General features: G+C 72.4%; 13 protein-coding genes. 5 read left to right on the top strand and 8 right to left on the bottom strand.

Annotated elements, in window-relative coordinates:
• Positions 1-14 precede the first annotated feature (14 nt).
• From recN to RUR_RS00595, 4 genes are all read right to left on the bottom strand, one after another.
• Positions 15-1733 carry a DNA repair protein RecN gene (gene recN, locus RUR_RS00610; RefSeq protein WP_283132835.1) on the bottom strand — a complete coding sequence of 573 codons (1719 nt, stop codon included), beginning with the start codon at positions 1731-1733 and terminating at the stop codon, positions 15-17.
• Between the two features lie 231 nt (positions 1734-1964).
• Positions 1965-2867 carry an NAD kinase gene (locus tag RUR_RS00605; RefSeq protein ID WP_283132834.1) on the bottom strand — a complete coding sequence of 301 codons (903 nt, stop codon included), beginning with the start codon at positions 2865-2867 and terminating at the stop codon, positions 1965-1967.
• Positions 2864-3682, bottom strand: a complete 819-nt coding sequence (locus RUR_RS00600; RefSeq protein WP_283132833.1) for a TlyA family RNA methyltransferase — start codon at positions 3680-3682, stop codon at positions 2864-2866. The genes RUR_RS00605 and RUR_RS00600 overlap by 4 nt, the downstream gene beginning before the upstream one ends.
• Positions 3679-3900: a hypothetical protein gene (locus RUR_RS00595; RefSeq protein ID WP_283132832.1), complete on the bottom strand. Its 222-nt coding sequence runs from the start codon at positions 3898-3900 to the stop codon at positions 3679-3681. The genes RUR_RS00600 and RUR_RS00595 overlap by 4 nt, the downstream gene beginning before the upstream one ends.
• Positions 3901-4046: 146 nt before the next feature.
• Here RUR_RS00595 and RUR_RS00590 point away from each other — a divergent pair, with 146 nt between their 5' ends.
• Entirely contained in the window at positions 4047-4394 is a 348-nt protein-coding gene (locus RUR_RS00590) for a hypothetical protein (RefSeq protein WP_283132831.1), read from the top strand.
• Here RUR_RS00590 and RUR_RS00585 read toward each other — a convergent pair.
• Together RUR_RS00585 and RUR_RS00580 are read right to left on the bottom strand one after the other, a co-directional pair.
• Positions 4391-5404, bottom strand: coding sequence for an HAD-IIA family hydrolase (locus RUR_RS00585; protein WP_283132830.1), 1014 nt, complete (start codon positions 5402-5404; stop codon positions 4391-4393). The two genes, RUR_RS00590 and RUR_RS00585, sit on opposite strands and share 4 nt — an antisense overlap.
• Positions 5401-5832: a tetratricopeptide repeat protein gene (locus tag RUR_RS00580; protein ID WP_283132829.1), complete on the bottom strand. Its 432-nt coding sequence runs from the start codon at positions 5830-5832 to the stop codon at positions 5401-5403. The genes RUR_RS00585 and RUR_RS00580 overlap by 4 nt, the downstream gene beginning before the upstream one ends.
• Positions 5833-5916: 84 nt before the next feature.
• On the opposite strand from RUR_RS00580, the gene RUR_RS00575 reads away from it, so the two are divergent.
• Entirely contained in the window at positions 5917-7287 is a 1371-nt protein-coding gene (locus RUR_RS00575) for a DUF1015 family protein (protein ID WP_283132828.1), read from the top strand.
• Positions 7288-7348: 61 nt separating this feature from the next.
• Entirely contained in the window at positions 7349-8275 is a 927-nt protein-coding gene (locus tag RUR_RS00570; protein WP_283132827.1) for an MBL fold metallo-hydrolase, read from the top strand.
• On the opposite strand, the gene RUR_RS00565 is transcribed toward RUR_RS00570, so the two are convergent.
• Positions 8276-9112 (bottom strand): hypothetical protein, encoded by an 837-nt coding sequence (locus tag RUR_RS00565; protein WP_283132826.1) that lies wholly within the window; start codon positions 9110-9112, stop codon positions 8276-8278.
• A 3-nt stretch (positions 9113-9115) separates the two neighbouring features.
• On the opposite strand from RUR_RS00565, the gene RUR_RS00560 reads away from it, so the two are divergent.
• Positions 9116-10744, top strand: coding sequence for a hypothetical protein (locus RUR_RS00560; protein WP_283132825.1), 1629 nt, complete (start codon positions 9116-9118; stop codon positions 10742-10744).
• Positions 10745-10959: 215 nt separating this feature from the next.
• Here RUR_RS00560 and RUR_RS00555 read toward each other — a convergent pair whose 3' ends face one another.
• Positions 10960-11427: a MarR family winged helix-turn-helix transcriptional regulator gene (locus RUR_RS00555; RefSeq protein WP_283132824.1), complete on the bottom strand. Its 468-nt coding sequence runs from the start codon at positions 11425-11427 to the stop codon at positions 10960-10962.
• An 81-nt stretch (positions 11428-11508) separates the two neighbouring features.
• On the opposite strand from RUR_RS00555, the gene RUR_RS00550 reads away from it, so the two are divergent.
• Entirely contained in the window at positions 11509-12927 is a 1419-nt protein-coding gene (locus RUR_RS00550; RefSeq protein ID WP_283132823.1) for an MFS transporter, read from the top strand.
• The last annotated feature ends 169 nt before the right edge of the window (positions 12928-13096 follow it).

Genomic DNA, 13096 nt, shown 5'->3' with positions numbered 1-13096 from the left:
AGATGGGCTTCACGTCACTGCGTGTTCGCCTTATCACTCGCCGCAATGGCCAAAAGCTCCTCGGCGTGCGCCCGGCCCAGCTCGGAATCCTCCAGTCCGGCGAGCATCCTGGAGAGCTCCCGGACCCGTCCCGGCCGATCAAGGGTGACGACTCCGCTCCTGGTCACCCGGCCGTCGCCGGCCTTCTCCACCACCAGATGCTGGTCCGCGAACGCGGCGACCTGGGGGAGGTGGGTGACCACGATGACCTGGGCGCCGCGGGCGAGCCGGGCCAGGCGCCGCCCGATCTCCACCGCCGCCTTGCCGCCTACCCCGGCGTCCACCTCGTCGAACACGAATGTGGGCACCGGATCGGCGCCCGCGAAGACCACCTCGATCGCGAGCATCACCCGGCTCAGCTCACCGCCGGAGGCCCCCCGGTGCAGCGGAAGCGCGGGGGCACCCGGGTGGGCGACCAGCCGCAGCTCCACGTCGTCCACCCCGAACGGGCCGAAATCCTCGGTGCGCGCCAGCGTCACCTCGACCCGCGCGTGCGGCATGGCCAGCGCCGTCAGCTCCTCGGTCACCGCCAGCCCGAACCGCGCGCCCGCCTCGGTGCGGATCCGGGTCAGCTCCCCGGCGAGCTCCGTCATCGTGGCGAGCAGCTCGTCCCGCTCGCGGGTCAGCCCGTCGATCCGCTCGTCGTCGCCGGCGAGCTCGGTCAGCCGCGCCGCGGCCCGCTCGGCCCAGGCCAGCACCGCCGTCACGTCCTCGCCGTACTTGCGGGTCAGGCCGCCGAGCAGCGCCCTGCGCTCCTGTACGGCGGCCAGCCGCGCCGGGTCGGCCTCCACCGACTCGCCGTACGCCGCCAGCTCCGTCGCCACGTCGGACAACAGGTACCCGGCCTCGGCGAGACGATCGGCGAGCTCGGCCAGCGCCGGGTCGTGCTCGCGCACCGCCTCCACCGCCGACCGGGCCCGCCCGGTCAGGCCGACCGCGTCGGGGGCGTCCGAGGCGTTCATCGGATCGCCGAGCAGCGCCGCGTGCGCCGTGGTGGCGGCGATCCGCAGCGCGTCGGCGTGGGCGAGCCGCTCCTCCTCGGCGCGCAGGTCCACGTCCTCCCCGGCGCGCGGCTCCGCCTTCTCGATCTCCTCCAGGCCGAACCGCAGCGAATCGGCCTCGCGCTCGCGTTCCCGGGCCTGGGTGGTGAGCTCGGCGAGCAGGGAGACGACCTCCCGGTGCCGCCGGTAGGCCGCCGCGTAGTCCCGCAGCGGTTTCTGCAGGGCCTCGCCCGCGTACCGGTCCAGCGCGGCCCGCTGCCTGCCCGCCTGGAGCAGCCGCTGCTGATCCGACTGCCCGTGCACGGCGACCAGGTCGTCGGCGAGATAGGTCAGGGTCCCGACCGGGACCGTCCGCCCGCCGAGCCAGGCGCGCGAGCGGCCCTCCGCCGACACCGTCCTGGAGATGATCAGCTCGCCGTCCTCGACCGCGCCGCCGGACTCCAGCACCTGGGCGGCCACCCGGCCCGCCGGGTCGACCACGAGGGTGCCCTCGACCGTGGCCCGATCGGCCCCCGGCCTGACCCGGGCGGGGTCCGCCCGCCCGCCGAACAGCAGGCCGAGCCCGGTCACCACCATCGTCTTGCCCGCACCGGTCTCGCCGGTGACCACGGTGAATCCGGCGGAGAGCTCAAGCACCGCCTCGTCGATCACTCCGAGACCCCGGATACGGACCTCTTCGACCCTGGGCCGCACGCGGTGCCTCCCTGTGTGGTCCTCGTGAAACGCCGCGGTGTACGGCGTGCGCCGGGACGATCCTATGCCGAATCGCCCCACCGCGCTCCCGGGGCACACCCGATCACCCCGCCCTGTGTCGGAAGGGAGGACTCCGCGGTGAAAGCGGGTTTCCGGGGGATTCCCGTGGCGTGTCCGGGGCGAGCGGACACCGCCGTCCGCAGGCCGTACCCGCGCCGGAGGGCTTTCCGGCTACGGGCGCGCCCGGCCGCGCCAGCCCTGGACCGGCAGGTCGAACTTGGCCACCAGGCGGTCGGTGAACGGCGCGCCCGTCGACTCCACCCCGTGCAGCCGCGCCAGCCGTACGGGCTGCGCGGCGCGCCGTACCTCGACCCGCGCGCCCGGCGGCAGGTCGAAGCGGCGGCGGCCGTCGCACCACATGATCCCGGGAGGCCCTTCGGGGAGGAGTTCCACCGCGAGCACCGAACGCGGCGAGACCGCCATCGGCCGGGCGAAGAGGGCGTGCGCGCTGATCGGGACGAGCAGGAGCGCCTCGACCTCCGGCCAGACGACGGGGCCGCCCGCGGAGAACGCGTACGCGGTCGAGCCGGTGGGTGTGGCGAGAATCACCCCGTCGCACCCCCAGCGGGAGAGCGGGCGCCCGTCGATCTCCGCGACCACCTCCAGCATCCGCTCGCGCTTCTCCACCGAGGCCTCGTTCAGCGCCCAGGTGGAGCAGACGAGCGTACCGTTCACCCGGACCAGGACCTCGATCGTCATCCGCTCCTCGACGTCGTACCTGCGGTCCAGGACCCGGTCCACGGTCTCGGCGAGATCCTCGATCTCCGCCTCGGCGAGAAATCCGACATGGCCGAGATTGACCCCGAGCAGCGGCGCACCGGCCGGGCGGGCGAGCTCCGCCGCGCGCAGCAGCGTCCCGTCGCCGCCGAGCACGATCACGAGCTCGGCGTCCCGGGCGGCCTCCTCGCCCACCGGCACCCGCTCGACGTCCGCGGAGTCCAGCTCGTCGGCCTCCTGCTCCAGGACCCGCACCCGGACGCCGGCCTCCTGAAGTCTCTTGATCACCAGCTGGGCGCTCTCCCGCGCGGCGCCCCGGCCCGTATGTGTGATCACCATCGCCGTGCGCCTGCTCATCGCGGTCCCTCCGCCACAGCTCGGCCGATCTCGGCTTCGACGTCGTCCACCGGCGGCGCGTCCGGGTCCCCGCTGAGCCACAGCAGGTACTCCACGTTGCCCGAAGGCCCCGGGAGCGGGCTCGCCGTCACCCCGCGCACCCCGAGCCCGAGACCGGCGGCGGAGTGCGCCACCTCCCGGACCGCCCCGGCGCGCAGCTCCGGATCGCGGACGACACCGCCCGCGCCCACCAGACCCTTGCCCACCTCGAACTGGGGTTTCACCAGCAGCACGAAGTCCGCGCCGGGCGCGGCCACCGCGCGCAGCGCCGGGAGCACCAGCCGCAGCGAGATGAAGGACAGATCCCCCACCACCAGGCTCGGCGGCTCCCCCACCTGCTCCGGCGACAGGTCGCGGACGTTCACGCGCTCCAGGACGGTGACCCGCGCGTCGGTCCGCAGCGACCACGCCAGCTGGCCGTACCCCACGTCGACCGCGACCACGTGGGCCGCCCCGGCGCGGAGCAGGACGTCGGTGAAGCCGCCGGTCGAGGCGCCCGCGTCCAGGCATCGCCGGCCCGCCGGCGTGAGCCCCGCCGGTGCGAAGGCGGCGAGCGCCCCCAGCAGCTTGTGCGCGCCCCGGGACACGTACTCCGGCCCGGAGTCCGCCGCCGCCACCACGATCGCCGCCGCGGTGTCCACCTGGGTGGCCGGTTTCACCGCGGTCCGGCCCGCCACCAGGACCCGGCCGTCGCCGATCAGCTGCGCCGCCTGCTCCCGCGAGCGCGCCAGCCCCCGGCGCACCAGCTCGCTGTCGAGCCTGCCCCGGCGGGTCACCGCGGAAGCGCCGCGGGGATCGCGTCCGGGGCCGCCTCGTCCCGCGTCTCGTCGAGCGCGGCCACCAGCTCCCCGTGCACCGCCGTGAAGACGCCGACGTGCTCCGCCGTGCCGAGCCCGTCCAGCTCGCCGAGCCGGGCGAGCGCCGCGTCGATCCGCTCCTCGCCGGTCGGCTCGACACCGGTGGGTTCGGCCGTCCGCTCCCTCCATGCCGTCATGACGCCTGACTCCTCTTCCTCGCTTCGCCGAACACCGTGTTCCGGACGCCCTCGCCGTGCGCATCCGGCGTGCACAGGGAACGCTACCGCCCGGGCCACGCCGGGGTGGCACCACGCACCTGCGGTTTATCGGGAAGAATGGTCGCATGGCGACCGTGGAGGAGTGCAGGACCGCACTGAGCAGCCTCGTCGATCAGCTCGCGGAGCTCGATCCGGCGACCAGGCGCAAGCATGTGATCGAGCGGACGGTCGGCTGCCGGGTGACCGACCTCGACGTGACGTTCACCGGCCGGATCCACGCGCACGGCGCCGACGGAATGGCCGAACACCCCGGCGGCGGGGCGCCGGCCACCGACATCCGCTTCACGATCGGCAGCGACGACCTGGTCGCGTTCGCCGACGGCCGGCTCGACTTCGGCCGGGCCCTGCTCACCGGGCGCATCAAGGTGGAGGCGAGCTTCGGCGACCTGCTCCGGCTGCGCAAGGCCTTCTAGACCGGGAGGTTCAGCGTGGCCAGCGCGGACTTGACCGCCCCCTCGTCGGCCCGCCCGTCGCCGACCGCCGCGTAGGTGGCCGCGCACGCCGTACGGAGCCCGGCGATCGGGTCGCCCAGCCCGGTGAGCGCCAGCGCGCCGTCGCTCCAGCGCGCCTCCCAGCCGCCGCCCCGCCACACCCCGTCCGCCGACGTCACCGCCGGCTGCGGGGTCAGCAGTGCCGCCAGATCCGCCCCGATGAAGGTCGGGCGCCATCGCGGCGGCGCGCACAGCGCGTCGATCGGTCTCGCCACCCCGGTCAGGACCAGGAGACTGTCCACCGCCGCGTTGTTCGCCCCCTCCACGTCGGTGTCGAGCCGATCCCCGATCACCAGGGGACGCCGCGCCCCGGTGCGGAGAATCGTCTCCCGGTGCAGCGGAAGCCGCGGTTTGCCGGCGATGAGCGGGTCGGCCCCCGTCGCCGTCCGCATCGCCTGCACCAGCGCCCCGTTGCCCGGCAGTTCGCCCCGCCCCGTCGGCATCGTGGCGTCCACGTTCGCCGCCACGAAGAGCGCGCCCCGGCGGATCGCCAGCGCGCCCTCGGCGAGGAGCCCGTACGACATCCCGGGGGTCATCCCCTGCACCACCGCGACCGGGGACTCCCCCGCGGTGGAGACCGGCCGCAGGCCGAGGGCCCGTACCGCCAGCCGCAGTCCCATGCCGCCGAGGACCAGCACCGGCGACCCGGCGGGGACCCGCTCGGCCACCAGCCGCGCCGCGGCCTGGGCCGAGGTCACCACGTCCGCGGCCGTCGCCGGCACGCCGAGCGAGGTGAGGTGCTCGGCGATCGCGTTCGGGGTCCGGGAGGCGTTGTTGGTCACATAGGCCAGGCGTGTCCCGCGCCGACGGGCCTCGGCGAGCGCCTCGACCGCGCCGGGTACGGCCGCGGGCCCCAGGTAGACCACCCCGTCGAGGTCGAGGAGGAGCACGTCGTAGTCGTCGGCGAGCACCGAGGGGGTCGCACCCGTCACCGCTGCCTCGCCCGCAGGGTGGCCCGGACGCTGCGCAGTGCGTTCACGTAGTGCCGGACGTCGGGTCGCATCGCCACCGCCAGCGCCAGCGACTCCTGGGCGCCCTCGATGTCACCGGTGCGCCACAGCGACATGCCCAGTCCGAAATGGGCGTAGTCCTCGGCCGGATTGGCCTCGACGATCACCCGGAAGTTGTCGGCCGCCTCCGCGTACCGCCGTGAGTCGAACTGCGCCCGCGCGAGGGCCTCCCGGATGCTCCGGGACCCGGGCTCCGCCTCGGCGGCACGGGCGAGGAGCGACGCGGCGGCCGCGGGGCTTCCCTCGCGGAGAAACTTGCAGCCACGCCGGTACCACTCGTAGATCCCCCCCTCGGGGGCTCCACCCTCAAGATCTGGGGAATCAGACGAACCGTTCCGTCCTTGGGTCATAGTGTGTGGCCTCTTTCATCGACAGACGGCGAGCGGGAGTTCGGGGACCGGGCCGATATAACCTTGATTCCCACCATGACCGATATGAACTCTGAGGTACCGGTCCCAGAAGGACTTCACCTGCGTCCCATCCGCGGTGTCCGGTTTACCGTGCCCGACATCGCCGCGATCACCTCACCGCCGTATGACCTGATCGACACCGAAACGGTGCGGAACCTCCTCGACGCTCATCCCAACAACGTCGTCCGGCTCATCCTTCCGGGCACCCATTACGCCGAGGCCAGGACCACCCTCGACGAATGGCTCGCCGCGGGGATCCTCACCGTCGACGAACGCCCCGCCCTGTACCTCTACGAGCAGCAGGGCCCGTCCGGGCCGCCCCAGCGCGGGCTCATCGGCGCCGTCGGCCTGGCCGACCCCGCGCAAGGCGTCATCCTCCCCCACGAGAACGTCTTCCCCGGTCCCGTCGCCGACCGGCTCGCCCTCATGCGCACCACCGAGGCGAACCTCGAACCGATCTTCCTCCTCTACGAGGGCGGCGGGGAGACCTCCCGGATCGTCGAAGCGGTCGCCGGAACCCCCGCCGGCGGCCCGGAGCCGGACACCGGCGACTCCCTCGCCCCCTTCGGCATCCCCGGCGGAGCCGAACCCCCGGCCGGCGACTCCCCCGACGAGCCGCTGACCGAGGCCGTCCTCGGCACCGCCGGCGAGCCGCTGACCGAAACCGTCACCGACGACGGGATCAGGCACCGGCTCTGGTCGATCGCCGACCCGGAACTGCTCGCCCGCATCGACCGCGACCTCGGCGGCCGCCGGGCCCTCATCGCCGACGGACACCACCGCTACGCCACGTACCGGGCACTCCAGCGCGAACGGCACGAGGCCGGCGAGGGTACGGGGCCCTGGGACTACGGCCTCGCGCTCCTGGTCGACTCGACCGTGCACCCGCCCGGGCTGCAGGCCATCCACCGGGTCGTCCCCGGCCTGACCGTCGAGGAAGCCGCCGCCAAAGCGCAGGGGGTCTTCCGGATCCGCGAATTCCCCGGCCTGCCGCAGGCGCTGGAGGCGATGGGCGACCCCTCCTTCCTGCTCGCCGGAGACGGGCGCGTGCTGCTCCTGGACGAGCCGGACCCCCTGGTGCTCGCCGAGGCGATGCCGCGGGAGCGGTCGTCGCGCTGGCGGGCCCTCGGCACCTCGATCCTGCACGAGCTGCTCATCCCCCGGCTCTGGGGGATCGAAGAGGACGAAGGCTCCGTGCTCATGGTGCATCACGACCCCGAGGCGGCCGTACGGCTCGCCGAACGGACCGCCGGCGTCGCCGTCGTCCTCCGGCCCCTGCTCATCCGGGACGTCCTCGACGTCGCCGCGCGAGGCGAACGGGTGATCCGCAAATCCACCTCGTTCAGCCCCAAACCCCGGACCGGCTTCGTCATGCGAACCTTCTCCGCCGGCTGATCCCCGGCTCCGGGACCCTTCTACGATGGAAGGGAGGTCACCGGGAGCGGGAGGATCGCCAGTGGAGAACGTGCGAGCGCTGGGCAACGACATCTACGAGATCGACACCCGGATGGCCGGGTACCGGGGAATCACCGCCGGTTACCTGATCCTCGGGGACCACCCGTGCCTCGTCGAAACCGGGACGTCCACCTCGGCGCCGATCGTCCGCGACGCCCTCACCCACCTCGGGGTCGGACCCGCCGACCTCGCCACCGTCGTCGTCACCCACATCCACCTCGACCACGCCGGCGGCGTCGGCGACATCGCCGGCTTCTACCCGAAGGCCCAGATCGTCGTGCACGAGAAGGGCGCCCGGCACCTCGCCGACCCCGCCCGGCTGATGGCGAGCGCCCGGATGGTGTACGGCGACCGCCTCGACACCCTGTTCGGCACCCTCTCGCCCACCGACGCCCACCGCATCCGCGCCCTCGGCGACACCGGCGCGATCGACCTCGGCGGCGGACGCCGCCTGGAGAGCCACCATTCCCCCGGACACGCCAAACACCACGTCGGACTGGTCGACACCGTCAGCGGAGACCTCTACGTCGGCGACGCGGCCGGTGTGTACCTTCCCGAGACCGGGGACCTGCGCCCCGCCACACCGCCCCCGGACTTCGACCTGGAGACGGCGCTCAACTCACTGTCCCTCTTCCAGGCGCTCGCCCCGCAGCGGCTGCTCTTCAGCCACTACGGGCCCGTCGACGCCGTCCGCGACACCCTCGACCGCTCGGCGGAAGAGCTCCGCGTCTGGGTGGATCTGACGCGCGAGGCCCAGGCCGACGGCCTGGACCTCGATCACGCGGTCGCCATGGTGCGCGAACGGACCCGGACCCGCTACCGGGCCCTCGACGGCGACGAGGAGAACAGGGAGAGGTTCGAGCTGCTCAGCGGAGCGGAGTCCAACGTCGCGGGCATCCTCCACTGGCTCGACCGCGTCCCCTCCTGATCAGTCCTTCTCCCCCTCGGCCGGCACGGCCTCGGCGGCCGCCGGACCCGGCTCGGCGGCTTCGCCCGTACCGGCCTCCGGAGACGACTCGTCGCCTTCGTCGGTCTCGTCGACCTCGTCGGTCTCTTCGTCTTCGTCGTCTTCGTCTGACTCATCGACCTCATCGACCTCGTCGTCTTCGTCTGACTCATCGACCTCATCGTCCGCTTCGGACACGTCCGACTCGTCGTCGAGTTCCTCGATGTCCTCAAGGTCGCCGAAGTCCTCGCCGTCCCCCAGCGGGGTACCGGAGAGCTCGGCGTACCGCTCCTCCGCGTCGGTCTCGCCGTCCTCGTCCGCGGCGCTCGCCCGGGCGAACCAATCCGCCGCGGCGTCCGAGTGACCGGCGCCGAGCAGCGCGTCCGCGTAGGCGTAGAACAGCCGCGCCGACCACGGGTGGGGCCGCTGGTCGCGGAGCTCGGGGATCCGCTGCAAGGTGAGGACCGCCGCGTCGTGCTGACCCAGGTCACGCCGGGCGCCCGACTCCACGATAGCCAGTTCGATCACCCCGGCGCGGTCGAGCCGCTCGGCCTCCTTGGCCTTCGCCAGATCAAGCGCGCGCTCCGGACGTCCCAGACCACGCTCACAGTCCGCCATCACCGGGAGGAAGGACTCCGAACCCGTCAGGCGCTTCGCCGCGCGCAGATCGCTCAGCGCCTCGGCGTAGTGCCCGGCGTGGTACGCGGCCATCCCGACCGCCTCCCGCACGACACCGATCCGCGCCGCGAACCGGCGGGCCACCTTGGCGTGCTCGTACGCGGCCTCGGGGTCCTCCGGCAGCGCACGCGTCGCGGCCACCAGATGGCAGCAGATCAGATCGGCGAGGTCCGGCGGAAGCGCGCGGAGCTCGTCGCGAACCTCCTTGTCCAGCTCGTCCGCCGTGACATCGGGCGGCAGCTCCGGAAGCCCCTCGCGCACGCCCGGAGCGCGACCCTCGTCGCGACGGTCGCCGTACGGCCTGCGGTCCCCGGAAGGACGGTCCCCGTACGGACGGCGCTCGCCGTAGGACGGGCGGTCGCCGCGGTCGCCGTACGAGGGGCGGTCACCACGGTCGCGGGGCGGGTACGGGCGGTCGCCGCGGTCGCCGTACGGCCTGCGGTCCCCCGAAGGACGGTCCCCGTACGGGCGACGCTCGCCGTGCGGCGGCCGATCGCCGTACGGACGACGCTCACCCTGCGGACGGTCACCGCGGTCGCCGAACGAGCGGCGTTCACCCTGCGGGCGATCCCCGCGGTCGCCGTAAGGCCGACGCTCACCCGAAGGCCGGTCACCGCGATCACCGAAGGAACGACGCTCACCCTGGGGACGGTCACCCTGGGGACGGTCGCCATACGGACGACGGTCGCCGGACGGCCGATCCCCGTACGGACGACGGTCACCCTGCGGACGATCCCCGCGGTCGCCGTAAGGCCGACGATCCCCATAAGAGGGCCGGTCCCCACCGAAGGAACGACGTTCACCCTGCGGACGGTCACCGTACGGACGACGCTCACCCTGCGGACGGTCACCGTACGGACGACGCTCACCCTGCGGACGGTCACCGTACGGACGACGCTCACCCTGCGGACGGTCACCGCGGTCGCCGTACGGACGACGGTCACCCGACGGGCGATCCCCGCGATCACCGAAGGAACGACGCTCACCCTGGGGACGGTCGCCATACGGACGACGCTCACCCTGGGGACGGTCGCCATACGGACGACGGTCACCCTGCGGACGATCCCCGCGGTCGCCGTAAGGCCGACGATCCCCATAAGAGGGCCGGTCCCCACCGAAGGAACGACGCTCACCCTGCGGACGATCCCCATACGGACGACGCTCACCCTGCGGACGGTCACCGCGATCGCCGTACGGACGACGGTCACCCGACGGGCGATCCCCGCGATCACCGAAGGAACGACGCTCACCCTGGGGACGGTCGCCATACGGACGGCGGTCGCCGGACGGCCGATCCCCACGGTCTCGAGGCGGGAACGGCCGCCCACCGCGATCACCCGACGGGCGATCCGACTGGCCGCGCGAGACATAGGGACGGTCGCCTCGGTCACGCGGCGGGAAACGCCGCTCACCGCGGTCGCCGGAGAAGCCGCCGCGATCCCGCGAACCGTGGCCGCCGCGCTCGTCGTTCTCCCGATCACCGCGCGGGCCGCGGGACCAGCTCTCCCGGTCCCCGGAACGACTCTCGCCCTGGTCGTCTCCGGACCTGCGATCCCGATACGGAGCCCGCTCGCCCTCGTGGTGGGGCCTGCCCTGTCCGCCCCGGTCACCCTGATAGCCACGACCCTGTCCGCCGGATCGGCCACCCGAGCCGGAGCCACCCTGACGGTAACCGCCACCCTGGCGCGGACCGTCGCCGTCGCGCCGATTGTCTCTGTTCACTTTGTTCCATTCATAGGTAGCTCACCACGCGGTCGCGCTACGCCTGGCTGAGCAGCGGCCGAGGCCACACCCCGGCACCGGATTCGGGCGCCGGGCTCCCCGGCTTTTCATGCCCCGCATCGCCGCCTCGTACGCGATGACCCTCGTACGCGACGAAGGCCACCCACTCAGGATGGCCCGCTTTTCCTGTAGCCTACCAAGCGTTCTCGGTGAACCGTCCCACTTGGGAATTCCCGGCCTCGCCGGATGTTCCGGCCCCGTGGTCGTCAGGGTCTGCCGATCTCCAGCGCCGTCCGGTGGACGATCTCGTTCGCCCGGCGGGCGAAGTCCAGCAGCACGGCGAGCTCCTCGTCGGTGTACTCCTCGATCAGGGCGGTGTACGCCGCGCCGAAGTCGTCGAAGGTCTTCTGGAACCCGGTGTAGGCGCCGTCGCGGACCAGCTCGACGATGACCTGACGCCGGTCGGCGGCGTCCCTGCGGCGCCGGACGAACCCGGCCTTCTCCAACCGGTCGATGACCGCGGTCACCGCGCCCCCTCGGGACAGACCCATCCACCGCGCGAGCTCCCCCGCCGTCATCGGCCCCTCCTTGTCCAGAAGCGCGATGCAGTTCACATCGGTGACGTTGAGCCCGGCTCTGGCGGCCACCGCCGCATGGAACTGAACCGCGCGGCCGGCTGCGAGCCGCTTCTCGTCGTACAAGGCCGAGACGACCCGAGCACGTTGTGTCGACATGATGATAATCTCTCTAAAATCGAGATACTCGAATCTCGTGAAACTCAAAATCTGTGCTGTTGATAGTATACGGAGACCTCCTTGACGACCTCCGCCGTGGCGCACGACGCCCCGCCCCACCGCCGGCTCGCCCTCGGCGTGGTGCTCGCCGCCGTCTTCATGGACCTGGTCGACGGCACCATCGTCGCCATCGTGCTTCCCCGCATCCAATCCGACCTCGCCGCCTCCTTCGCCGCGGCGCAGTGGATCCTGGCCGGCTACTCCCTCACCTTCGCGCTGACCCTCATCCCCGGAGGCCGCCTCGGCGACGTCTACGGGCGCAAGCGGATCTTCCTGATCGGTCTCGCCGGATTCACCCTCACCTCGGTCGTCTGCGGCGCCGCCGCCGATCCGGCCCTCCTCATCGGCGCCCGGCTCGCGCAAGGCGCCATGGCCGCCCTCATGGTGCCGCAGGCCATCTCGATCATCACGATCATGTTCGACCCCGGGAGCAGAGCCAAGGCGTTCGGACTGTACGGGGCGGTGCTCAGCCTGGCCAACGTCAGCGGGCCGCTGCTGGGCGCCCTGCTCACCCAGAACGACCTCCTCGGACTGGGCTGGCGCGCCATCTTCTACGTCAACGTCCCCATCGGCCTCATCGCCTTCGCGGGCGCCGTCCGGTACATGCCCGAGTCCCGCGCCGAACAGCCACTCCGCATCGACATACCGGGCATCGCACTCATCGGCCTGGCCTCGTTCACCCTGATGTTCCCGCTCATCCAAGGCCAGGAGTCGGGCCGGCCGCTCTGGGCGATCCTCATGCCGATCGCGGCGGCGCCGATCCTCGTCCTCTTCGCCCGCTGTCAGCGGCGGGCGGACTCCCCGCTGGTCCCACCCGGGCTGTTCAGGGAACGGACGTTCACCGTCGGGCTCGTCCTGATGCTCATCCTGTTCACCGGTCCGGCCTCGCTCTTCCTGATCCTCAACTACGGGCTTCAGCAAGGCCTGGGCTGGACGCTCACCACCACCGCGCTCACCGGCCTCGGCTGGCCGATCGGAATCACCCTCACCACCGGGATCGCCCAGCGTTTCGCCTCCACCCACGGCCGGCTGCTGATCGGCTCAGGGCTGCTCGTCATGGCCGCCTCGACGACGGTGCTCATCTCCGTCATGACCGCGCGGGGAACAGCGGTCTCCGCGTGGGAGATCGCCCTCCCCCTCCTCGCCGCCGGGCTCGGCATGGGCATGTGCGTCTCCCTCCTCACCGATGTGATCGTCGCCGACATACCGGCCGACAGCGCGGGAGCCGGGTCCGGCGTGCTCAACGCCGTACTGCAGCTCGGAACCGCGATCGGAATCGCCCTGGTGGGCCTCATCTACGCCGGCCTGGCCGACCCCTCCGGCGGCGCACACCCCGTCACCGCCGCCCCGACGACCCTCTGGTACAACGCGGCCGCGTTCCTGGTCGCAGCCCTGCTCACCCCATTGCTGCCGCGCACGGCCAGGAGAACGCCGTCGTGATCCTGAACAGCCCGTGCACCTAGGGGCACTTCCGCCCAGCTCAATCTGCACCAGCACCACCAAAACAAGAGGGTTGCCTCGCCAGGCGACCCCGGACATACGACACCCGAACAACAACCAGCCAAACCAAGACCACGAAAACGCGGACCCCGCCAGAAGACCCAGCCAC

The sequence above is a fragment of the Rhizohabitans arisaemae genome (assembly GCF_025996515.1).
Classification (GTDB): domain Bacteria; phylum Actinomycetota; class Actinomycetes; order Streptosporangiales; family Streptosporangiaceae; genus Rhizohabitans; species Rhizohabitans arisaemae.
The sequence above is the reverse complement of the archived record's forward strand: the minus strand, read 5'-3'. Positions and strand labels throughout refer to the sequence as shown.

Bases quoted from the DNA above. Each gene is read 5' to 3' on its own strand.
- RUR_RS00560 (WP_283132825.1), top strand. From the start codon at position 9,116: ATGGCAGCAGATCAGATCGGCGAGGTCCGGCGGAAGCGCGCGGAGCTC.
- RUR_RS00595 (WP_283132832.1), bottom strand. From the start codon at position 3,900: ATGACGGCATGGAGGGAGCGGACGGCCGAACCCACCGGTGTCGAGCCG.
- RUR_RS00575 (WP_283132828.1), top strand. From the start codon at position 5,917: ATGAACTCTGAGGTACCGGTCCCAGAAGGACTTCACCTGCGTCCCATC.
- RUR_RS00580 (WP_283132829.1), bottom strand. From the start codon at position 5,832: ATGACCCAAGGACGGAACGGTTCGTCTGATTCCCCAGATCTTGAGGGT.
- RUR_RS00605 (WP_283132834.1), bottom strand. From the start codon at position 2,867: ATGAGCAGGCGCACGGCGATGGTGATCACACATACGGGCCGGGGCGCC.
- RUR_RS00590 (WP_283132831.1), top strand. From the start codon at position 4,047: ATGGCGACCGTGGAGGAGTGCAGGACCGCACTGAGCAGCCTCGTCGAT.
- RUR_RS00555 (WP_283132824.1), bottom strand. From the start codon at position 11,427: ATGTCGACACAACGTGCTCGGGTCGTCTCGGCCTTGTACGACGAGAAG.